This window comes from Pseudomonas extremaustralis (assembly GCF_900102035.1).
Taxonomy (GTDB): Bacteria; Pseudomonadota; Gammaproteobacteria; order Pseudomonadales; family Pseudomonadaceae; genus Aquipseudomonas; species Aquipseudomonas extremaustralis.
This window is the reverse complement of the sequence record NZ_LT629689.1, coordinates 4,595,028-4,619,699: the sequence shown is the minus strand read 5'-3', so window position 1 is coordinate 4,619,699 and position 24,672 is coordinate 4,595,028. Positions and strand designations below refer to the sequence as shown.

Genomic DNA, 24,672 nt, shown 5'->3' with positions numbered 1-24,672 from the left:
TATGATGCATAAGACATGCATGGTATATCCCAAGATGAGCTGCATCGAGATGGTGTAGCCCCACACGTCTTGGTGTGCGCACGATAGCCGCTTATGGCCGATTGCTGTCGGCCGTGACTATCAAGACCAGGTCCGACTCAGAGATTGAAAATCCATGATGTTTCTAGGCGTCGAGCGAGCAGCCGGATCGTCAGCAGGTAGTAATACCGCGCCGCCTCACTGCGCTGGCTCATGCGATGTTCGAGAAACCAAGCCACATGCTTTCTCTGCCAAGCCCAAGGTGTCTCTCGCTGCCAACGCTTTGCAATTTCCGTTTGGATTAGCTTCGCCTGACGTAAATGACGTTGCCGGGTCGCATGCGATCCGGTCAGCACGCCAGCCAAGAACAATTCCATATCGAATGACTTACTCATGTGTGCCTCCCAATGTAGGCGCCGACCACATCGATCCGACCGTGCCCGAGCTCATAGCTGATTTGCCTCCGTGCCTCACGATCAAGGCACCGATCTACGTGGCTACATTTACCTCCGTTGATAGGTGCGCGATGCTGGGTGATCTGCTCATAGCGTTCGCATGCGTACGCCGCCCGGAGCTCATGAAAGCCTTTGAGGTTGGATGCATGAAGAATGTCCCGTGCAGGGCGGACGACTTCCTGCAGAACATTCAAATAACTTTCGCTTGGCGCAATCAGGTTGCGACTACCTGCAGGCGATACCTGCTGTGCAAACTCAAGCGCGCCTCGAATGCGCTCGTCCATCGTAATCCAACGGGGTGCTGATGCACCGGCGCGGCCGCCTTTGGTGCCGTCCTGAATGTTGATCTTGTCTAAGTCTTTAGCTTGACGACTTAGTCGTGGCAGGTCAGCCAAGATGGCCTCACGCAAGCGCATGCCGGTGGATCGTGCCAATAGAATGATCGCTGCTGACCGTAGCTGATGATGTCTGCAAAGCGCATCGACAATCTGCTTAACCTGTTCGCGGTCTTGGCCCTGCGGCACCGAGTGACGAATTCCAGTGCGCTGCATACCTAATGTCTTGCTCGGACTTGGCAATTTCACATACTGATCACCACGAAGCGCTGCCATGGTCCTGTTAACGCTGGATAGCCGGTTTTGTGCAGTGCTGATAGCTATGTCGCCGTGCTCCACCAGGCCGCGAAGGTATGCGGCATAGTCCGACAATACCTCGCGATCAATCTGCCGCGCATCATTGACCCCGGGACCCGCTTCAGACCGACACCACTTCACGAATGCCAACCACCGATCACAGTGCGCCTTGACCGTGCCGTAGTGGCCGCCGCCGAACATGTCTTTCAGCGCCTGCGGCCCCGCATAACTCAACTGCCTGCCGTACCCAAAGTTACGGCCATCCCGTTTTCCCACCAATGCCATATCGACTACCTCCTACTTGTACCTCCCGATCCCGCCCCACGTCATCCCGCCAAGAATGTTGAGTGTTATCAGGGATCAAGGCCCCTGCGACCTGTGAGGGTTGTCCACTAACGCGGGACTGGCGGCTCTTTACGACCGGGAGCCTGGGCATCTCATGATCTGGCCTCCTGAACACTTCCAAGGAAGTGGGCGGGTGGAGGCTGCGCTGGCTGACGAGACCAATGCCGCGAGATCCTGAGTCAGGTGAAGGCAGTGAGGCGATGACCGGGGCATACCTGACTGTCAGTCAGGTGCAGTCCATCCCGTGGGCTGCGGCACCATCATCTGCATCGCTGTTGCTGGTGACTTTTCGGTGTTTGTCACGCCGATTGTCACGAGGGGGAATGCCGCAATGCCTTGTACGAGTTGGGCTGCAGCAGCGGTAGGAGCGCCCGTCTCTTTCCAGAAGAAAGAGACGGGCGCAGGTTGGCGCAAGGAAATGGCCAAGCGGATAGGTTGCTGCAGGGCAGCTATGAAAGGGGATGAGTTGCCGCAGTGGGCACACTGGTAAAAGTAGGCATCCATCACATCGCTGTGACCGTGCGAGCCGCCGGACGCTAATCGCACTTTGGGAGAACCACCACGTTGTGGCGTAGCCTTAAAGGTTCTGGCTACCTGGGATGCTGTCAACGACAACTCTTTGCCCGATCTTTTCTACGCCTGTGGATAAATTGGGTCAAGGCTCGAGTTTTCGGGAATCCTGCGGCTGTGGATGAAATTATCCACCGGTGGAAATCAGTGGTTTTCCACAGACAGTTGCGTGGGCTTTAGATTTTTTAAGTGAGGTCCATCCAAGCAGGGCGGCTTTGCAGCCCTGCTTGGATGGACCCGCGTGGACAAGCGGATCACTGAGATATGAAGACCGAGCGCTTACTCGGTTGCGCCACGTTTTGCTTTTAGGCGAGTGACGTTCGCTCCGGTCTGGTTCGCGAATTCGTGTGGAGTGACATGCTCCTGCCGGTTGGCCTCCAGATACCGGCTCCACCAGTTCATGATCAGCCTACGCTCCTCAATGAACTCGGCCTTGTGGATGTATGCGGCGCGGACGTTGTTGCGTTCCTTGTGACTCATCTGCCTTTCGATCGCGGTCTCGGACCACAGTCCTGATTCAATCAGTGCGCTACAGGCCATTGAGCGAAAGCCATGACCGCAGATTTCGGTTTTGGTGTCATAGCCCATTTTTCTGAGTGCGCTGTTCACCGTGTTTTCAGACATGGGTTTCCAGGGCTTGGCATCGCCTGCAAACACCAAGTCGAATTCGCCGGTGAGAACGTGGATCTGTTCAAGCAGAGCCACGGCTTGCGGCGATAAGGGTACAAGGTGGATGTCCCCGGCCATCTTTGTACCCCTTGTGGAAAAGGGCACTCCGTCCAATGCCGGACGAGTGTCGGGTATCTCCCAGGTGCCGCGCTTGCGGTCGAACTCGCCCCAGCGTGCGAAGCGCAGTTCGCTGGAGCGTACGAACACATGCAGCGAGAGCAGGACCGTCAGCCGGGTAAGTGCGCGGCCTTTGTAGGTGTCGATACGCTCCTGCAATTCAGGCAAACGCGATAAGGGTAGAGCGGGGCGGTGAATCACTCTCGGGGCTTTGATCAAGCCTTCAAGGTCGTAGGCAGGGTTTGCGGTGATCTGCCGAGAACGCTTCGCCTCGCGCATGATGCTTTGCAGGTAGTTTTGTACCCTTAACGCGACGTCAATCGTGCCGCGCTTCTGGATCGCTTCCAGGGGTTGCATCAGGTCATGGGTGTCCAGATCGACAATGGAGCGAGCGCCGATCAGCGGGAAGACGTGGGTTTTTAGGCGGCTCAGAACCGTCTTGGCGTGGCCCGGTGCCCATTTGGCAGACATCGCTTTATGCCATTCCAGTGCAGCGCTTTCAAAGGTTCGGCCTTTGATTGCGGCCTGCGTCTTGGTTTGGTGTTTGTTCTCTATGGGGTCAATGCCTTCCGCCAACATCCGCTTGACCGCCAGACGCTTGTTGCGCGCATCGGCGAGGCCGACCACGGGATAGCTGCCGAACGAGGTCAGTCCTTCGCGTCCATCAGGTTTGACATACCTGAGACGCCAGCCTTTACGGCCATTGGGTTGGACTAGAAGGTAGAGGCCGTCGCCGTCGAAAAGCTTGTAGGCGCGGTCGGTGGGCTTGGCTGAGCGGCAAGCCGAATCGGAGAGTGGAGCAGTGGTGCGCGACATAAGGGTACTCCCCCTTTATCGAATTACCTTACCCCTAACATTACCCCTAAAACGGCTGGAATCCACCAGATTTTGACGTAACGTGACGGAACGCCAAAACGAAAAAACCCGCCAGAAGGCGGGTTTTTCGGGGGTTCCAGAGATTTTGAAAGCCTTCTCTGGAACCTTGTATGGTGCCGGCACCAGGAGTCGAACCCGGGACCTACTGATTACAAGTCAGTTGCTCTACCAACTGAGCTATACCGGCGTGTTAGGGCGACGATTATAGCGATTGAGAAAGTTCTGTAAACCCCTGAAATCTGACTATTTTTGCGAAGGCCCAAGTTTTTATCTTTCGCCCTGCATTTACTCGTTTCTCCTGCAACCAAATGCCCCAATCAACGCTCGTGCATGGCCTCTGCGCGGGATTTGATGATCGGTTTGAGCAGGTAGCTCAAGATGCTCTTCTTGCCGGTGATGATGTCCACAGAGGCCACCATGCCGGGGATGATCAGCAGGGGCTTGTCGTCGGTGCCCAGGTGGCTGCGGTCGGTGCGCAGTTTGATGACGTAGAAGGTGTTCTTCTTCTCTTCATCCATCACGGTGTCGGCGCCGATCTGTTCGAGTCTGCCTTTGAGGCCGCCGTAGATGGTGTAGTCGTAGGCTGAGAATTTGATCATCGCTTCCTGGCCGGGGTGGAGGAAGGCGATATCTTGCGGGCGGATCTTGGCTTCTACCAGCAAGGTGTCGTCCAGCGGTACCACTTCGGCGATGTCGCTGCCGGGTTGGATCACGCCGCCCACGGTGTTGACCAGCATTTGCTTGACGATACCGCGCACGGGGGAGGTGACCATGGTGCGGCTGACGCGGTCTTCCAGGCCTTTGGATGTGGCTTGGGCCTTGCTCAGGTTGGTGCGTGCTTCATTCAGTTGAGTCAGGGCTTCGCTGCGGAATTTGCCGCGGGTCTCGTCGATTTTGCGTTGCACTTCGTTGATGGCGGCCTGGGCGCGGGGGATGGCCAGGGTGGTGCCGTCGAGCATACCGCGGGTTTCCACTTCGGAGCGTTTGAGGCGCAGCACTTCTACTGGCGAGACCGCGCCCTGTTGGACCAGCGGTTCGGACATGCCGATCTCCTGGCGCAACAGGCTCAGGCTGTTGCGGTATTGGTCCTGCTTGGCGCCGAATTCACGCAGTTCCTGTTGGCGTTGCAGCAGTTGTTGTTGCAGCCCGCCGATTTCGTCCGACAGTTGCTGGCGTCGGCTCAGGTACAGCGACTCTTCGTTCGAAGCCTGGTTGGGCGTGGCTTTGCGCGCCGCTTCGGTAATGTTCAGCGGGCGATTTTCGACTTCGGCGCTGAGGCGCTCCACGCGCAGTTCCATGGCCACGCGGTCGGCTTCGGTTTCGCCGACATTGGAGGCAAAACGTGTGTCGTCCAGGCGTACCAGCGGCGCGCCGGCATCGACGATCTGCCCTTCATGCACATAGATCTGGGCGACGATGCCGCCTTCCAGGTTCTGGATTTTCTGGATGCGCGAGGAGGGGATCGCCTTGCCTTCGCCTTTGGTCACTTCATCGATGATCGCAAAGTGCGCCCAGAGTATGAGGAACACGAAGAAGCCGATCACGCCCCAAATGGTCAGGCGCACGATGCGCGGGGCATCGTCGACCAGAGCTTTTTCGACTTCGGGCAGGGGCTGGTCTTCGAGCGAGTCGGTGCCTCTGAAATAGCCGAAGATGACGTCTTTCAAGCGGCGTGGGCCGGATTTAAGCAACACTGATCTGCCCCTTTTTCAGCGCTTCCATGACGGCCGCTTTTGGACCGTCTGCGAGTATCTGGCCACGGTCGATCACCAGCAGGCGATCCACCAGGCTTAACAGCGAGGCACGGTGGGTAACCAGAATCACCGTTTTGTTTTCGATGACCGACTGCAAACGCTGTTTCAGGCGCTCTTCGCCGGTGTTGTCCATGGCGCTGGTCGGTTCGTCCAGCAGCAGGATCGGTGGGTTCAATAGCAGCGCGCGGGCGAGGGCGACGTTTTGTCGCTGGCCGCCGGAGAGGTTTTGCCCGCGTTCGCCCACTTGCAGTTCATAGCCTTGCGGATGCAGCCTGGCAAATTCATGCACGCCGGCCAATTCTGAAGCTTGCAGCACCATTTCATCGTCCACGTAGCGTGCGCCCGAGATGAGGTTGTCGCGCAAGGTGCCGGCCAGCAGTTGGATATCCTGGGCCACATAGCCCACGTTGTGGCGCAATTCGCTGACATCGATCTGGCGAATGTCCACGCCATCGACCAGCAGCGAGCCCGAATCCGGCTGGTAAAGACCGACCAGCAGTTTGGCCAGCGAGCTTTTACCTGAGCCGCTGCGCCCGATGATGCCGATCTTCTCGCCCGCCCGAACGTTCAGGTTGATGCCGCGCAACGCCAGGTTTTGTTGGTTCGGGTAGGTGAAGTTGACTTCGCGGAAGGTCATCGCGCCTTGCAGTGCCTTGCGGCTGAGCGGGCGTTCGTCGTAATTGCGTTCTTGCGGCAGTTCCATCATCTGGTCGACGGAGACCATCGTCACCTTGGCTTGCTGGTAACGCGTGAGCAGGCCCGATAGTTGGGCCAGCGGGCCCAGTGCGCGGCCGCTGAGCATGTAGCAGGCAACGAGGCCGCCCATACTGAGGACGCCATCAATGATTTGGTACACGCCGAAAATGATCATCGCCACGCCCGCCACTTGCTGGATCAGCAAGGTGATGTTCATGGCCAGGCCGGACAGTACTTTGACTCGCAGTTCCAGGCGGCTGAGGGTGCCAATGGTCTGTTCCCATTGATACTGGCGCTCGCTTTCTGCGTTATTGACTTTGACCGCATCCAGCCCGGCGAGGGTCTCGATCAGGCTCGACTGACGCTCGGCGCCCAGGGCCATGGTGCGTTCCATTGTCGCAGTCAGCGGCTTCTGGAGCATGTGGCCGATACCCAGGGCCAGCGGGAAGGCGATGATCGGAATCCACACGAGGTGGCCGCCAAGCATGGCGATCACCACCAGGATGACCAGCGTGAAGGGCAGGTCGATCAGGCTGGCGAGGGTCAGCGAGGTGAGGAAGTCGCGCATCCCCTGGAATTCATGGATGTTCTGCGCAAAGCTGCCGACCCGTGCCGGGCGTACTTTCATGGCCATGCCCACGATGCGCTCGAACAGCGTCGCGGAGATGATCAGGTCGGTTTTTTTGCCCGCCAGGTCCAGGCATAAACTGCGCAGACTCTTGAGCAGCAGATCGAACAAGTAGGCGCCGCAGATACCGATGGCCAGCATCCACAAGGTGGCGGTGGCCTGGTTGGGGACCACGCGGTCATACACGTTCATTACAAACAGTGGTGCGGCCAGGGCGATCAGGTTGATCACCAGGCTCGCGGCGATCGCGTCGGCATAGAGCCAGCGCGAACGCTTGAGGGTGTCTCGAAACCACGAGCGGGCGCGCGGGATCAGCGTGCCGCTGGTGATGTCAAATTTATGCTGCGGTTGGGCGAAAAATACCCGGCCGCTGTAATCCTGGTTCAAGGTTTCACGGCTGACCTGTACTTCGCCGCCGTCGCTTTCGCTGAGCAGCAGTCGCGCCGTATCGCCTTCCCAGCCTAGCAGTACCGCGCTGCGCCCTTCCTTGAGCAGCAGCATGGCGGGCAGTGCGATGGATGGAATCTGTTCCAGCTTGCGCTGCAGCAACCGCCCCTGCAAACCCGCTCGAGCCGCTGCGCGTGGCAGCAACTCGGGGCTCAGACGCTGGGCTGCCAGTGGCAGCCCAGTGGTCAGCATTGCGCGGCTGGCGGGTTTGTAATGCAGTGAGCAGAGTGTCAACAACCCATCCAGTAGAGGGTCGTCATGCTGACTGCGCGGGTCATGGTTGAGTTGCGCTACACCTATTTCAGAATCCAATCTGACTCTCTCTCACTGCGGTTGAGTGGTCCAACGCCGTCAAGAATCAGTTCATCCCTGGCAGGTTTACCGACGGTTTAATATCGTTCTGCACAACCGATGCCATCGGCGCTACCACGCCCTGACTTCTCAGCAGTTGGCCCATGTCGGCCTTGATTCGATACTGGGTGTAGAGCTGCAGGTTTTTGATCTGCGCCAGACGCTGCTGAGCGGTGAACAGTTCATTCTCGCTGTCGAGCAAGTCGAGCAGTGTACGCTCACCGAGGCTGAATTGCTGTTGATACGAGGTGCGTACTCTCGTGCTGCGGTCCACGTATTCCTGCGCGATCGGCACTTGCTGGGTGGCGTTGTTGTAGGCGTTCCACGCCAGGCCCAGCTCTTCGTTCAATTGACGCAGGGCGTTGTTGCGGATGTCCAGCGCCTGACTGGCCTGGGACGCCTTGGATTGCAGGTTGGCCTTGTCGGTACCGCCGTTGAACAGGTTGAACTGCATGTTCAGCATGGCGGAATAGCTGTTGTCATGGCCTGGATCGCCGGCGATGTTGTCGTTGGCCGAGCGTTGCAGCACTGCATCGAAGCGCGGGTAGAAGGTCGACTTGGCGGATTCGTACTGCTTTTCAGCGGCGGTGATATCCGACTCGGCAGAGCGTAATACCGGGCTATCCGCAATCATCTGGCGGCGTGCTTCATCCAGGGTGGCCGGCAGCGCGGTCACGATACCCACTGGCTTTTCCAGTTGGTCGGGCTCTTGACCGACAACGCTCATGTAGTTGGTGTTGGCGTCAGCCAGGTTGGTCTGTTCGGTGATCAGGTTGTTTCGAGCCTGAGCCAGACGGGCTTCGGCCTGGTCCATATCCGCCATCTTTCCGACGCCACGGCTGGTGCGCAATTTGATCTGGTCAAAAATGCGTTCGTGGCTTTTCAGGTTTTCTTCTGCCAGGTGCACCATCTCACGACGGGTCAAGACATCCAGATAAACCTGGGCGACCGTCAGGGCGGTGCGTTCGGTCGTGTTGAGCAGCGCATAGCCGCGGGAGTTGGCGGTGGCTTGTTGGCGACCTACTTCATTTTCGGTGCCGAAGCCCTGGAAAAGGTTTTGTTGCAGGCGAATGGTCGATTCGCCGCGGTTCATGGTTTTCCAGTCGTGGCTGTTGCTGGCTGCACGGGTGGTGGTGTTGTCCGAGCTTTCACGGCCATAACCGCCCAGCAAGTCGATTTTAGGCAGGTAGCCGCCTTTGGCTGCGGTGACTTCGTGGTCGGCAGCAATGCGTGCATTGACACCCGCTTGGATCTCCGGATGGACTTCAACCGCTTTCTGCATTGCCTCCGGCAGGGTTTGTGCCTGTACGAAACTGGCGGCTAGAGCAAAAGGCACAGCTTTGAATAAGTGCGAACGCATTGTGATTCTTCCCTGGAGGTTGGTTGCCTGGAAAACCGCAGCAGACTTGGTATAGCTCATTGGCGTGGCAACCGAAATCACTGCTTGTCATGAGTGTTGAACGGTGCAAACAGAGAGTCGCGATGCCGCCTAAAATATCAATGTGACATTACGAGACGGATTGTTTAGGATGGCATCAAATAGGTCAATACCTTGACGGAAAAGTAATTCGCTGAATGAAACGGCGAATTATTGGCGCCAAATTTTTTACGCGGGATTAACGTACTCCAGCTATTGAATCGGCACGAGAAACAAAGGCCGGTCTCCATGATGGATACCCCTGAACGGTAATACACGGAGAGTCTTTTATGAGCAGCGTTGCGGTCGTCAAAAGCATTGTCGGTCAAGTGTTTGCGGTATCCCCGGAAGGGATTCGTCGCGTGCTGGTAGAAGGGGATCGTTTGTTTGCAGGGGAGCAGGTGGAAACCGGTCCTGCTGGCTCGGTGTCGCTGGAGCTGGCCGATGGCCGCACCCTTGACCTGGGTCGCGATACTCAATGGAGCGCGAACGCGCCTGATTCAGTGACCGACCTGAGTGCCGCCACTGCCCAAGAAGCACCCTCCGTTGCCGAACTGCAGCAAGCCATCGCTGCTGGTGTCGACCCGACCCAAAACCTTGAAGCCACCGCTGCCGGCCCCACTGCTACTGGCACGGACGCGGGCGGCGCTGCGGGTGGCGGCCACAGCTTTGTCGTGCTGGAGGCCACCGCAGGTTCGGTTGCCCCTTCCATCGGTTATCCGACGAACGGTTTGAATGCCGCCGACGCCGCGACCAGCCTGTTCGCCACCACTACCAATAACAGCCTCGATCCGCGCAGCGTCACCATCACCTTGACCGCCACGCCGAGCATCACCGAAGCCGGTGGCGTCGTGGTTTACACCGCGTTTGTCACCCAAGCGCCGACCAGTGACCTGACCATTACCTTGTCCAACGGCTTGTCCGTTGTGATCCCAGCCGGCCAGACCGCGGGCGCGCTGAATGTCACCTTCGCGGGTCATGACACGCCTTATCTGGACGCCTCGTCGATCTCCGCCACCATCGCCGGCACGTCCGGCGGCGGCAACCTGATCATCACCACCGACCCGGCGCCGGCGGTTACGAAAATCACTGACACCATCGACACCACCACCGTCACGCTGAGCGCGAACGAGTCTGTCGATGAGGGCGGCAAGATCGTCTATACCGCGACCGTGAACAACGCCGCGCAGACCGATGTCACCATCACGCTGTCCAACAACACCACCATCGTCATCGAAGCCGGTAAAACCACGGGCACCGTCAGCGTCGACACGCCGGCAAACCTGGCCGACGGCAAAGACCTGATCGTCAGCGCCACCATTACCGGCGCAAGCGGCGGTAACTACGAAAACCTGGCCGTCAACCCGGAAGCCGCCACTACCACCGTAGTGGCTGTCGACGACCCGAGCGTGCTGGTTGCAGACACCAATACGGTTGCCGAGGAGCAGATTGCCACTGGTAACGTGCTGAGCAATGACAGCGACATCGACAACGTGCTGAGCGTTGCGACGTTCACCGTTGGCAACACCACGTATAACGCCGGCCAAACCGCGATTATCGACGGCGTCGGTACCGTCACCATCGGTACGGATGGCGCGTATGTGTTTACCCCGGTCAAGGATTTCAACGGTGAAGTGCCGCAAATCGGCTACACCACCAATACCGGTTCGAGCAGCACGCTGGACGTGACGGTGACGCCGGTTAACGATGCGCCGGTAGCCGTGGCCGTTGCAGCGAGCGGAGCTGAAGATTCGGCCCAGGGCATCGCGGTCAAACTGAGCGCCACCGACGTAGACGGCGTGGGCAACGTAAAATCGTTCACCGTTGGCACCCCAACCAACGGCACCTTCTACACCGACGCCGCCATGACCAAGCCAGTGACTGGCTCGATCGACGCGGTCAACGGCGAAGCCACGGTTTACTTCAAGCCGAACGAAAACTTCAACGGCACCGCGAACTTCACCTACACCGCGACTGACAGCGGCAACGCTGACGGCAGCAATGTACTGACCTCAACCCCAGCCAACGGCACCATCACCGTGACCCCGGTCAACGATGCGCCAGAAGCTGTGGCGACCACGGCGACCGGTGCTGAAGACCCAAGCGTAGGTATCGCGGTCAAACTGAGCGCCACCGACGTAGACGGCGTGGACAACGTAAAATCGTTCACCGTTGGCACGCCAACCAACGGCACCTTCTACACTGACGCTGCGATGACCAAGCCAGTGACTGGCTCGATCGACGCGGTCAACGGCGAAGCCACGGTCTACTTCAAGCCAAACGAAAACTTCAACGGCACGGCGAACTTCACCTACACCGCGACCGACAGCGGCAACGCTGACGGCAGCAACGTACTGACCTCGAGCCCAGCCAACGGCACTATCACCGTGACTGCGGTGAACGACGCGCCGGTAGCAACACCGACTACCGCGACCGGTTCCGAAGACTCGGCTCAAGGCATCGAAGTCAAGCTGAGCGCCACCGACGTAGACGGCGTGGACAACGTGAAGTCCTTCACCGTTGGCACCCCAACCAACGGCACCTTCTACACCGACGCCGCCATGACCAAGCCAGTGACTGGCTCGATCGACGCCGTCAACGGCGAAGCCACGGTCTACTTCAAGCCGAACGAGAACTTCAACGGCACGGCGAACTTCACCTACACCGCCACCGACAGCGGCAATGCTGACGGCAGCAACGTACTGACCTCGAGCCCAGCCAACGGCACCATCACCGTGACCCCGGTCAACGATGCGCCAGAAGCTGTGGCGACCACGGCGACCGGTGCTGAAGACCCAAGCGTAGGCATCGCGGTCAAACTGAGCGCCACCGACGTAGACGGCGTGGACAACGTAAAATCGTTCACCGTTGGCACCCCAACCAACGGCACCTTCTACACCGACGCTGCGATGACCAAGCCGGTAACCGGCTCGATCGACGCCGTCAACGGCGAAGCCACGGTCTACTTCAAGCCGAACGAAAACTTCAACGGCACGGCGAACTTCACCTACACCGCGACCGACAGCGGCAACGCTGACGGCAGCAACGTACTGACCTCGAGCCCAGCCAACGGCACTATCACCGTGACTGCGGTGAACGACGCGCCGGTAGCAACACCGACTACCGCGACCGGTTCCGAAGACTCGGCTCAAGGCATCGAAGTCAAGCTGAGCGCCACCGACGTAGACGGCGTGGACAACGTGAAGTCGTTCACCGTCGGCACGCCAACCAACGGCACCTTCTACACCGACGCCGCCATGACCAAGCCAGTAACCGGCTCGATCGACGCGGTCAACGGCGAAGCCACGGTCTACTTCAAGCCAAACGAAAACTTCAACGGCACCGCGAACTTCACTTACACCGCGACCGACAGCGGCAACGCTGACGGCAGCAATGTACTGACCTCGAGCCCAGCCAACGGCACTATCACCGTGACGCCGGTCAATGATGCGCCAGAAGCTGTGGCGACCACGGCGACCGGTGCTGAAGACCCAAGCGTAGGTATCGCAGTCAAACTGAGCGCCACCGACGTCGACGGCGTGGACAACGTAAAATCGTTCACCGTTGGCACCCCAACCAACGGCACCTTCTACACCGACGCTGCGATGACCAAGCCAGTAACTGGCTCGATCGACGCCATCAACGGCGAAGCCACGGTTTACTTCAAGCCGAACGAGAACTTCAACGGCACCGCGAACTTCACCTACACCGCCACCGACAGCGGCAACGCTGACGGCAGCAACGTACTGACCTCGACTCCAGCCAACGGCACCATCACCGTGACTGCGGTGAACGACGCGCCGGTAGCAACACCGACTACCGCGACCGGCTCTGAAGACTCGGCTCAAGGCATCGAAGTCAAACTGAGCGCCACCGACGTAGACGGCGTGGACAACGTGAAGTCCTTCACCGTCGGCACGCCAACCAACGGCACCTTCTACACCGACGCTGCGATGACCAAGCCGGTAACCGGCTCGATCGACGCGGTCAACGGCGAAGCCACGGTCTACTTCAAGCCAAACGAAAACTTCAACGGCACGGCGAACTTCACCTACACCGCCACCGACAGCGGTAACGCTGACGGCAGCAACGTACTGACCTCGACCCCAGCCAACGGCACCATCACCGTGACCCCGGTCAACGACGCGCCAGAAGCTGTGGCGACCACTGCGACCGGTGCTGAAGATCCAAGCGTAGGTATCGCAGTCAAACTGAGCGCCACCGACGTCGACGGCGTGGACAACGTAAAATCGTTCACCGTTGGCACCCCAACCAACGGCACCTTCTACACCGACGCTGCGATGACCAAGCCAGTAACCGGCTCGATCGACGCGGTCAACGGCGAAGCCACGGTTTACTTCAAGCCGAACGAGAACTTCAACGGCACCGCGAACTTCACCTACACCGCGACCGACAGCGGCAACGCTGACGGCAGCAACCCGCTGACTTCGGCTCCGGCCAACGGCACCATCACCGTGACTGCGGTGAACGACGCGCCGGTTGCAACACCGACTACCGCGACCGGCTCTGAAGACTCGGCTCAAGGCATCGAAGTCAAACTGAGCGCCACCGACGTAGACGGCGTGGACAACGTGAAGTCCTTCACCGTCGGCACGCCAACCAACGGCACCTTCTACACCGACGCTGCGATGACCAAGCCGGTAACCGGCTCGGTCGACGCGGTCAACGGCGAAGCCACGGTCTACTTCAAGCCAAACGAAAACTTCAACGGCACGGCGAACTTCACCTACACCGCCACCGACAGCGGCAATGCTGACGGCAGCAACGTACTGACCTCGAGCCCAGCCAACGGCACCATCACCGTGACCCCGGTCAACGATGCGCCAGAAGCTGTGGCGACCACGGCGACCGGTGCTGAAGACCCAAGCGTAGGCATCGCGGTCAAACTGAGCGCCACCGACGTAGACGGCGTGGACAACGTAAAATCGTTCACCGTTGGCACCCCAACCAACGGCACCTTCTACACCGACGCTGCGATGACCAAGCCGGTAACCGGCTCGATCGACGCCGTCAACGGCGAAGCCACGGTCTACTTCAAGCCGAACGAAAACTTCAACGGCACGGCGAACTTCACCTACACCGCGACCGACAGCGGCAACGCTGACGGCAGCAACGTACTGACCTCGAGCCCAGCCAACGGCACTATCACCGTGACTGCGGTGAACGACGCGCCGGTAGCAACACCGACTACCGCGACCGGTTCCGAAGACTCGGCTCAAGGCATCGAAGTCAAGCTGAGCGCCACCGACGTAGACGGCGTGGACAACGTGAAGTCGTTCACCGTCGGCACGCCAACCAACGGCACCTTCTACACCGACGCCGCCATGACCAAGCCAGTAACCGGCTCGATCGACGCGGTCAACGGCGAAGCCACGGTCTACTTCAAGCCGAACGAAAACTTCAACGGCACCGCGAACTTCACTTACACCGCGACCGACAGCGGCAACGCTGACGGCAGCAACCCGCTGACTTCGGCTCCGGCCAACGGCACCATCACCGTCACTGCGGTCAACGATGCGCCTGACGTCAAGTTCGACAGCACCACGTTCACTGAACAAAAGGATGCGGTCGCACTGGTCGAAAACCTGATCATCAAAGACGTCGACAACACCACCTTCAGCAAAGTCGTGGTCACTGTCGACCACCTGGCTGCGGGTGATCTGCTCAGCAATACCGATGTGCTCAAGGCCCTGTCCGTTGCCGGGATCACCGTCACCCAAAGCGGCAGCGCCGCCGATGGGAAAGTCGTCTACACCCTCACCAGCGACTCGACGGCCGGCAGCAGCGCCGCCGACTTCGTCAAGCTGGTTGAAGCCATCACCTTCCAGAGCCCGGGCAATAATCCTGTCGGCACCGACCGTACCGTCACCATTGATGTGACTGACATCGGCGGCAGCAACCCGGATCGCGAACCGCCGGAAACTGGCAGCGCCACCGGCAAGGTCACTATCGACCTGGTCAACGACGCCCCGACTGCATCGGCCGACAACACCACCGCCGATGAAGACCATACCGCCAAGATCGTGCTGGACGGCAAGGATGTGGACGGTACCGTCTCCAACTTTGTCATCACCACCTTGCCGGAAAACGGCAAGCTGTACAGCGATGCCACGCTGCAAACCGAACTCAAAGTCGGCGATTCTGTGCCAGCGGGTGCCGACGGCAAGGCCGCGGTTTACTTCGCCCCGACCGGCGACTGGAGCGGCAAAACCGAGGTGACGTTCACCGCGGTCGACAACGGCGGTAAATCGAGCGCCGTGACGACAGCCGACATCACGATCGCGCCGGTTACCGATATCCCGCATCTGGGCCTGCTTGGCGGCGGCCTGGTGACCTCGATCAACTTCGACAGCGCCAACCTCAATGGTTCGTGGGGTGTCGTCGGGGTCAATGACGCCAACAACGCGCCTGTCAACGGCACCCCGAGCACTCCGTGGCTCACGGGGAATGCCGACGGCCAAGTCGAAATCGGTCAGAGCAGCATCTACGGCGTACAGACCCCGGGCAACAGCCAGGTCATCGAGCTTGAGAAAAACGCCGGCGACGACTCCAGCCTGTACACCATCATCAAGGCAGAAGCCGGCACGGCGTACACCATCTCGGTCGACTACTCGCCGCGCGCGGGTGCCGAGGACAATTCGGTGATCGACGTATTCTGGGGCGGCGTCAAAGTCGGCACCCTGGATACCACCACCGTTGGCATGAAGACTTACACCTTCGTCGTGCCGGTCACCGCTGACGGTGATGCCAAACTCGAGTTCAAAGCCCCGGCTGGGGATGCAAACAACTCGTTGGGCGGCGTGCTGGACAATATCAACGTCACCCAGGTGCTGAACACCGGCCTGGAAGACCATGCGATCAAGCTGTCGACCATCGACGCATACGCCACCGACAAGGATGGCTCCGAGACGCTCAAGCTGGAGGTCGGTGGCATCCCGCTCAACGCGACCATCACCGATGGCACGCCGGGCCACACCTTCACCGCGACGGTTGGCAATCAAAGCGTCGACATCAGCGACTGGAACAAGGCCACCCTGGTCTTCACGCCAGCGGAAAACGCCAACGGCCTGGTGAACCTCACGGTCACCGCCACCGCGCAGGACGGCGCGGCTGATCCGAAATCCGAGTCGATCACTCTGCCGATCAACGTGATTGCCGTTAACGATGCGCCAGTCGCCGCACCGACTACCGCGACCGGCTCCGAAGACCCGGTTCAAGGCATCGAAGTCAAACTTTCGGCCACTGATATTGACGGCTTGGCGAACGTTAAGTCGTTCACCGTTGGCAGCCCAACCAATGGCACCTTCTACTCCGACGCCGCCATGACCAAGCCAGTGACTGGCTCGATCGATGCGGTCAACGGCGAAGCCACGGTTTACTTCAAGCCGAACGAAAACTTCAACGGCACCGCGAACTTCACTTACACCGCGACTGACGGCGGCAACGCTGACGGCAGCAACGTTCTGACCTCGACCCCAACCAACGGCACTATCACCGTGACTGCGGTGAACGATGCGCCAGAAGCTGTGGTGACCACTGCAACCGGTGCTGAAGATCCAAGCGTAGGTATCGCGGTCAAACTGAGCGCGACCGACGTAGATGGCGTGGACAACGTGAAGTCGTTCACCGTTGGTACACCAACCAACGGCACCTTCTACACCGACGCCGCCATGACCAAGCCAGTAACCGGCTCGATCGATGCGGTCAACGGCGAAGCCACGGTCTACTTCAAGCCGAACGAAAACTTCAACGGCACCGCGAACTTCACTTACACCGCGACTGACGGCGGCAACGCTGACGGCAGCAACGTTCTGACCTCGACCCCAGCCAACGGCACTATCACCGTGACTGCGGTGAACGATGCGCCAGAAGCTGTGGTGACCACTGCAACCGGTGCTGAAGATCCAAGCGTAGGTATCGCGGTCAAACTGAGCGCGACCGACGTAGATGGCGTGGACAACGTGAAGTCGTTCACCGTTGGTACACCAACCAACGGCACCTTCTACACCGACGCCGCCATGACCAAGCCAGTAACCGGCTCGATCGATGCGGTCAACGGCGAAGCCACGGTCTACTTCAAGCCGAACGAAAACTTCAACGGCACCGCGAACTTCACTTACACCGCGACTGACGGCGGCAACGCTGACGGCAGCAACGTTCTGACCTCGACCCCAGCCAACGGCACTATCACCGTGACTGCGGTGAACGATGCGCCAGAAGCTGTGGTGACCACTGCAACCGGTGCTGAAGATCCAAGCGTAGGTATCGCGGTCAAACTGAGCGCGACCGACGTAGATGGCGTGGACAACGTGAAGTCGTTCACCGTTGGTACACCAACCAACGGCACCTTCTACACCGACGCCGCCATGACCAAGCCAGTAACCGGCTCGATCGATGCGGTCAACGGCGAAGCCACGGTCTACTTCAAGCCGAACGAAAACTTCAACGGCACCGCGAACTTCACTTACACCGCGACTGACGGCGGCAACGCTGACGGCAGCAACCCGCTGACTTCGACCCCAGCCAACGGCACTATCACCGTGACTGCGGTGAACGACGCGCCAGAAGCTGTGGTGACCACTGCAACCGGTTCCGAAGATCCAAGCGTAGGTATCGCGGTCAAACTGAGCGCTACTGACGTAGACGGCGTGGACAACGTGAAGTCCTTCACCGTTGGCAGCCCAACCAATGGCACCTTCTACACCGACGCCGCCATGACCAAGCCAGTAACTGGCTCGATCGATGCGGTCAACGGCGAAGCCACGGTTTACTTCAAGCCGAACGAAAACTTCAACGGCACCGCGAACTTCACTTACACCGCGACTGACGGCGGCAACGCTGACGGCAGCAACCCGCTGACTTCGACCCCAGCCAACGGCACTATCACCGTGACTGCGGTGAACGACGCGCCAGAAGCTGTGGTGACCACTGCAACCGGTTCCGAAGATCCAAGCGTAGGTATCGCGGTCAAACTGAGCGCTACTGACGTAGACGGCGTGGACAACGTGAAGTCCTTCACCGTTGGCAGCCCAACCAATGGCACCTTCTACACCGACGCCGCCATGACCAAGCCAGTAACTGGCTCGATCGATGCGGTCAACGGCGAAGCCACGGTTTACTTCAAGCCGAACGCGAACTTCAACGGCACCGCGAACTTCACTTACACCGCGACTGACGGCGGCAACGCTGACGGCAGCAATGTACTGACCTCGAGCCCAGCCAACGGCACCATCACCGTGACCCCGGTCAACGACGCTCCGGTGGCTGCGGCCACCACCGCGACCGGTGCTGAAGATCCAAGCGTAGGTATCGCGGTCAAACTGAGCGCTACTGACGTAGACGGCGTGGACAACGTGAAGTCCTTCACCGTTGGCAGCCCAACCAATGGCACCTTCTACTCCGACGCCGCCATGACCAAGCCAGTGACTGGCTCGATCGACGCGGTTAACGGCGAAGCCACGGTCTACTTCAAGCCAAACGCGAACTTCAACGGCACGGCGAACTTCACCTACACCGCCACCGACAGCGGCAACGCTGACGGCAGCAATGTACTGACCTCGAGCCCAGCCAACGGCACCATCACCGTGACCCCGGTCAACGACGCTCCGGTGGCTGCGGCCACCACCGCGACCGGTGCTGAAGACCCAACCGTAGGTATCGCGGTCAAGCTGAGCGCGACCGACGTAGACGGCCTGGCGAACGTGAAGTCCTTCACTGTCGGCGCGCCAACCAATGGCACCTTCTACACCGATGCCGCCATGACCAAGCCAGTAACTGGCTCGATCGACGCCGTCAACGGCGAAGCCACGGTCTACTTCAAGCCAAACGCGAACTTCAACGGCACGGCGAACTTCACCTACACCGCCACCGACAGCGGCAACGCTGACGGCAGCAATGTACTGACCTCGAGCCCAGCCAACGGCACCATCACCGTGACCCCGGTCAACGACGCTCCAGTGGCTGCGGCCACTGCTGCGACCGGTGCTGAAGATCCAAGCGTAGGTATCGCGGTCAAGCTGAGCGCGACCGACGTAGACGGCCTGGCGAACGTGAAGTCCTTCACTGTCGGCGCGCCAACCAATGGCACGTTCTACACCGATGCTGCGATGACCAAGCCAGTGACTGGCTCGATCGACGCGGTTAACGGCGAAGCCACGGTCTACTTCAAGCCAAACGCGAACTTCAACGGCACGGCGAACTTCACCTACACCGCGACCGACAGCGGCAACGCTGACGGCAGCAACATACTGACCTCGAGCCCAGCCAACGGCACCATCACCGTGACCCCGGTCAACGACGCTCCGGTGGCTGCGGCCACTGCTGCGACCGGTGCTGAAGATCCAACCGTAGGTATCGCGGTCAAGCTGAGCGCGACTGACGTAGACGGCCTGGCGAACGTGAAATCCTTCACCGTCGGCGCGCCAACCAATGGCACCTTCTACTCCGATGCTGCGATGACCAAGCCAGTGACTGGCTCGATCGACGCCGTCAACGGCGAAGCCACGGTCTACTTCAAGCCAAACGCGAACTTCAACGGCACGGCGAACTTCACCTACACCGCCACCGACAGCGGCAACGCTGACGGCAGCAATGTACTGACCTCGAGCCCAGCCAACGGCACCATCACCGTGACCCCGGTCAACGACGCTCCAGTGGCTGCGGCCACTGCTGCGACCGGTGCTGAAGATCCAAGCGTAGGTATCGCGGTCAAGCTGAGCGCGACCGACGTAGACGGCCTGGCGAACGTGAAGTCCTTCACCGTCGGCGCGCCAACCAATGGCACCTTCTACTCCGATGCGGCCATGACCAAGCCAGTAACTGGCTCGATCGACGCGGTCAACGGCGAAGCCACGGTTTACTTCAAACCGAGCGCGAACTTCAACGGCACGGCGAACTTCACTTACACCGCCACCGACAGCGGCAACGCTGACGGCAGCAACGTACTGACCTCGAGCCCAGCCAACGGCACCATCACCGTGACTCCGGTCAACGACGCTCCAGTGGCTGCGGCCACTGCTGCGACCGGTGCTGAAGACACAACCGTAGGTATCGCGGTCAAGCTGAGCGCGACCGACGTAGACGGCCTGGCGAACGTGAAATCCTTCACCGTCGGCGCGCCAACCAATGGCACCTTCTACTCCGACGCCGCCATGACCAAGCCAGTGACTGGCTCGATCGATGCGGTCAACGGCGAAGCCACCGTGTACTTCAAACCGAGCGCAAACTTCAACGGCACGGCGAACTTCACCTACACCGCGACCGACAGCGGCAACGCTGACGGCAGCAACGTACTGACCTCGAGCCCAGCCAACGGCACCATCACCGTGACCCCGGTCAACGACGCTCCGGTGGCTGCGGCCACCACCGCGACCGGTGCTGAAGACACAACCGTAGGTATCGCGGTCAAGCTGAGCGCGACCGACGTAGACGGCCTGGCGAACGTGAAGTCGTTCACCGTTGGTACACCAACCAATGGCACCTTCTACTCCGACGCTGCGATGACCAAGCCAGTGACTGGCTCGATCGACGCCATCAACGGCGAAGCCACGGTCTACTTCAAACCGAGCGCGAACTTCAACGGCACGGCGAACTTCACCTACACCGCCACCGACAGCGGCAACGCTGACGGCAGCAATGTACTGACCTCGAGCCCAGCCAACGGCACCATCACCGTGACCCCGGTCAACGACGCTCCGGTGGCTGCGGCCACCACCGCGACCGGTGCTGAAGACACAACCGTAGGTATCGCGGTCAAGCTGAGCGCGACCGACGTAGACGGCCTGGCGAACGTGAAGTCGTTCACCGTTGGTACACCAACCAATGGCACCTTCTACTCCGACGCCGCCATGACCAAGCCAGTGACTGGCTCGATCGATGCGGTCAACGGTGAAGCCACGGTTTACTTCAAACCGAGCGCGAACTTCAACGGCACGGCGAACTTCACTTACACCGCCACCGACAGCGGCAACGCTGACGGCAGCAACGTACTGACCTCGAGCCCAGCCAACGGCACCATCACCGTGACCCCGGTCAACGACGCTCCGGTGGCTGCGGCTACTGCTGCGACCGGTGCTGAAGATCCAAGCGTAGGTATCGCGGTCAAGCTGAGCGCGACCGACGTAGACGGCCTGGCGAACGTGAAATCCTTCACCGTCGGCGCGCCAACCAACGGCACCTTCTACACCGATGCCGCCATGACCAAGCCAGTAACTGGCTCGATCGATGCGGTCAACGGCGAAGCCACCGTGTACTTCAAACCGAGCGCGAACTTCAACGGCACGGCGAACTTCACTTACACCGCCACCGACAGCGGCAACGCTGACGGCAGCAACGTACTGACCTCGAGCCCAGCCAACGGCACCATCACCGTGACCCCGGTCAACGACGCGCCAGTGGCTGCGGCCACCACCGCGACCGGTGCTGAAGACCCAACCGTAGGTATCGCCGTCAAGCTGAGCGCGACCGACGTGGATGGCCTGGCGAACGTGAAATCCTTCACCGTCGGCGCGCCAACCAACGGCACGTTCTACTCCGATGCGGCGATGACCAAGCCAGTAACTGGCTCGATCACCGCGGTCAACGGTGAAGCCACCGTGTACTTCAAACCGAGCGCGAACTTCAACGGCACGGCGAACTTCACCTACACCGCCACCGACAGCGGCAACGCTGACGGCAGCAACGTACTGACCTCGAGCCCAGCCAACGGCACCATCACCGTGACCCCGGTCAACGACGCGCCAGTGGCTGCGGCCACCACCGCGACCGGTGCTGAAGACCCAACCGTAGGTATCGCCGTCAAGCTGAGCGCGACCGACGTGGATGGCCTGGCGAACGTGAAATCCTTCACCGTCGGCGCGCCAACCAACGGCACCTTCTACACCGATGCCGCCATGACCAAGCCAGTAACTGGCTCGATCGATGCGGTCAACGGCGAAGCCACCGTGTACTTCAAACCGAGCGCGAACTTCAACGGCACGGCGAACTTCACCTACACCGCCACCGATAGCGGCAACGCTGACGGCAGCAACCCGCTGACCTCGGCTCCGGCCAACGGCACTATCACCGTGACCTCGGTCAACGACGCTCCAATCCTGGACCTGAGCACCGCAGACGGTTCTGTCCTCACCAGCTACAGCACGGCCTACTCCGAGCGCAGTGCCGGTGGGGTCGCGATCACCGGCAACGTAGCCATCGGTGACGTCGACAGCAGCCAGATGCAAAGCGCGACCATCACCTTGAAAAACGCCAGCGCGGGCGACCAGCTCAGTTCGAGCCTGGTGACAGTGGGCGGTACTTACAAAGGCGTCACCCTGACCAGCGTCGGCACCGACGTCAGTGGCAAAATCGTCCTGACCCTGTCGGGCGCGGCTGACACGGCCACCTACAAGTCGTTGCTCGAGTCGTTCCAGTACTCCAGCACCAGCAAGTATCCGACCACGGGTGATCGCACCGTCGAGATCTCGGTGAAGGACAACGAAGGCGCTGACAGCCTGAGTTCGTCGGTGGCGACCAGCACCATTACCGTTACGCCACAGACTTATGTGGTGACTGAAGGCGGCGGCGCTGCCGATGTCATCGACCTGAGCAGTTCCTCGGCCAACAACGTGGTGGTCGGTGACAAAGGCGGTATCGTCACTGCGGGCAGCAACTACAACATTGCCTTCATCGTCGATACCTCGGGCAGTATCGGCAGCAGTGCGATGACGTCGATCAAGACACAGCTTGCGACCGTGTTCGATACCTTGATCAGCAATGCCGGTAAAAGCGACTCGGGTGTTGTGAAGGTACTGCTGGTCGACTTCGATACTCGGGTTGAAGCGCAAGTCTCGGTCAACCTCGCCGACCCGGTCGCTGCTAAGGCTGCCTTGCAGGCTGTATTGACTCAGATGTCGTCAAACTGGAACGACATGACCAACTACCAGGATGCGTTCAGCGCCGCCACCAATTGGTTCAAGAGCAGCGACGCCACGAGCAACGTGGGTGCAAAAAACCTGGCGTACTTCATTACCGACGGTGCGCCGAACATGTACACCGCCGTTGATGGCAACCCATACCTGGGCTCGAGCAGTCGGAATGGCTCGTCTGTTTACTTTGACAGCGTCGTCAAGAACTCCAATTACGTCTTGGGTCAGACCACCTCGGTCACCGCGATCATCAATGGTAAGTCTCAGGTGATTGTCGATGGCGCCGGCCATGTCTATTCCTACGACAGTCGTGGCTATCAAACCTACGAAGGCGACGTGGTGGCCAACAGCAGCGGCGGTTTTGACGTCGCGTCGGTCTATAACAACTCCACCATTGCCATGAGCAACGCCCAGTCGGCCTACTCCGATCTGGTCAACGCGGTTCCAGGCAAGGTTGTCGTCGAGGCTATCGGTCTGGGTTCAGACATTGATAGCACTGTGCTCAAACAGTTTGATACCGATCATACCGTCGCCACGATCGACACCGCGAAGCTGGCGGATGCCATCACTGGTCACGCGGCCGATACCGGCGCCGACACCCTCTCCGGTGGTTCGGGTAACGACATACTGTTCGGCGACCTGATCAGCTACAACAACCTTGAAGGCAGTGCTGCACTCAAGGCGTTCGCGGCCGACAAACTGGCCACGACCGTCGATCACATCGACGACCGTACCTTGCACCAGTTCATCACCGAGCACGTCGCTGATGTGGGTGCCTTGGCCAGCGCGTCGAACATCTACGGTACCAACGACGGTGCTGACAACCTGATCGGCAACGCCGGCAACGACATTCTGTTCGGCCAAGGCGGTAACGATGTGCTCAACGGCGGGGCGGGTAACGACATCCTGGTGGGCGGCAAGGGCAACGACACCCTCACCGGCGGCGCGGGGGCGGATACCTTCGTGTGGCTCAAAGGGGATACCAACACCGGGACTGGCGTCGATACCATCACCGACTTCAAGCACAGTGAAGGCGATAAGTTGGACCTGTCCGATTTGCTGCAAGGCAATACCGACACCAACCTGGCCAGTTACCTGAAGTTGAACACCGACTCGGCGGGCAACTCGACGCTGAGTGTCAGCAGCAGCGGTTCGTTCACGGCGCAAGGTGGCGGTACGGCCGATGTGACGATCAAGGTCGATGGCGTCAACTGGGGCACTGGCAGTGCTGCGATCAACAGCCTGATCGCTGGTGGTGATCTGACCGTCAAGCATCACGACTGATCACCCTGGAGCGCCAATCTTTCGGGATTGGTGCTCCGTGGGCATCAGCTTCGGGAAAATGTGTGTAATCTCTGTAGGCGCCGGGTGCGGCGCCTGCAGGGATTTTTTATTGGGAGAACGCTGATGTTCTATGTGCAACGCGATCAACACAACGCTTTGGTTCGCGTCGAGTCGCAGACTTTCGCCGAAGCCACCGGAACCCTCCCGGCGGACCACCCGGACATTCAGACATGGTTCGCCATCGCTAGCAGCCTCAAGCAGCTACAACAGAGCGACTCCGAGATGATTCGAGTGCTCGATGACTTGATCCAGGTGCTGACTTCTAAGGGCGTGATCCGCATCACTGACCTGCCGCCCGCCGCGCAGGTCAAGGTGATAGAGCGTACCCAGGCACGGACGGCGCTGGGCGGGTTGAGTGAGCTGATCAATGACGATGAAAGCGGTTTGATCTGAGGCCCACGCACCTCTTTCACGGCATGAGCGTCAAG

At 59.8% G+C, this 24,672-nt stretch carries 8 protein-coding genes and 1 tRNA gene; 2 read left to right on the top strand and 7 right to left on the bottom strand.

What is annotated here, in order from left to right; all coding sequences use genetic code 11:
* Nucleotides 1–137 precede the first annotated feature (137 nt).
* The 7 genes from BLR63_RS21210 to BLR63_RS21175 all read right to left on the bottom strand — a co-directional run bounded on the left by BLR63_RS21210 (nt 138) and on the right by BLR63_RS21175 (nt 8,918).
* On the bottom strand, nt 138–413 hold the full coding sequence (locus tag BLR63_RS21210) for a hypothetical protein (protein ID WP_010567876.1): 276 nt from the start codon (nt 411–413) through the stop codon (nt 138–140).
* Nucleotides 410–1,390: an integrase domain-containing protein gene (locus tag BLR63_RS21205; RefSeq protein WP_010567877.1), complete on the bottom strand. Its 981-nt coding sequence runs from the start codon at nt 1,388–1,390 to the stop codon at nt 410–412. The genes BLR63_RS21210 and BLR63_RS21205 overlap by 4 nt, the downstream gene beginning before the upstream one ends.
* A 909-nt stretch (nt 1,391–2,299) precedes the next feature.
* On the bottom strand, nt 2,300–3,622 hold the full coding sequence (locus BLR63_RS21195) for a tyrosine-type recombinase/integrase (protein ID WP_010567878.1): 1,323 nt from the start codon (nt 3,620–3,622) through the stop codon (nt 2,300–2,302).
* A 171-nt stretch (nt 3,623–3,793) separates the two neighbouring features.
* Nucleotides 3,794–3,869, bottom strand: a tRNA-Thr gene (locus BLR63_RS21190).
* A gap of 130 nt (nt 3,870–3,999) precedes the next feature.
* The gene (locus BLR63_RS21185; protein ID WP_010567879.1) at nt 4,000–5,376 is read right to left on the bottom strand and encodes an HlyD family type I secretion periplasmic adaptor subunit; all 1,377 of its coding nucleotides are present in this window, start codon (nt 5,374–5,376) and stop codon (nt 4,000–4,002) included.
* Entirely contained in the window at nt 5,366–7,519 is a 2,154-nt protein-coding gene (locus BLR63_RS21180; RefSeq protein WP_010567880.1) for a type I secretion system permease/ATPase, read from the bottom strand. Before BLR63_RS21180 ends, BLR63_RS21185 begins: the two co-directional genes overlap by 11 nt.
* Nucleotides 7,520–7,565: 46 nt before the next feature.
* Nucleotides 7,566–8,918, bottom strand: coding sequence for a TolC family outer membrane protein (locus BLR63_RS21175; protein ID WP_010567881.1), 1,353 nt, complete (start codon nt 8,916–8,918; stop codon nt 7,566–7,568).
* Nucleotides 8,919–9,265: 347 nt separating this feature from the next.
* Here BLR63_RS21175 and BLR63_RS21170 point away from each other — a divergent pair, with 347 nt between their 5' ends.
* Both BLR63_RS21170 and BLR63_RS21165 read left to right on the top strand, forming a co-directional pair.
* Nucleotides 9,266–24,184: a retention module-containing protein gene (locus BLR63_RS21170; protein WP_083365969.1), complete on the top strand. Its 14,919-nt coding sequence runs from the start codon at nt 9,266–9,268 to the stop codon at nt 24,182–24,184.
* 123 nt (nt 24,185–24,307) lie between these two features.
* The gene (locus tag BLR63_RS21165) at nt 24,308–24,637 is read left to right on the top strand and encodes a hypothetical protein (protein WP_010563084.1); all 330 of its coding nucleotides are present in this window, start codon (nt 24,308–24,310) and stop codon (nt 24,635–24,637) included.
* Nucleotides 24,638–24,672 lie beyond the last annotated feature (35 nt).

Bases quoted from the DNA above. Each gene is read 5' to 3' on its own strand.
- BLR63_RS21210 (WP_010567876.1), bottom strand. From the start codon at position 413: ATGAGTAAGTCATTCGATATGGAATTGTTCTTGGCTGGCGTGCTGACC.
- BLR63_RS21205 (WP_010567877.1), bottom strand. From the start codon at position 1,390: ATGGCATTGGTGGGAAAACGGGATGGCCGTAACTTTGGGTACGGCAGG.
- BLR63_RS21195 (WP_010567878.1), bottom strand. From the start codon at position 3,622: ATGTCGCGCACCACTGCTCCACTCTCCGATTCGGCTTGCCGCTCAGCC.
- BLR63_RS21175 (WP_010567881.1), bottom strand. From the start codon at position 8,918: ATGCGTTCGCACTTATTCAAAGCTGTGCCTTTTGCTCTAGCCGCCAGT.
- BLR63_RS21170 (WP_083365969.1), top strand. From the start codon at position 9,266: ATGAGCAGCGTTGCGGTCGTCAAAAGCATTGTCGGTCAAGTGTTTGCG.
- BLR63_RS21165 (WP_010563084.1), top strand. From the start codon at position 24,308: ATGTTCTATGTGCAACGCGATCAACACAACGCTTTGGTTCGCGTCGAG.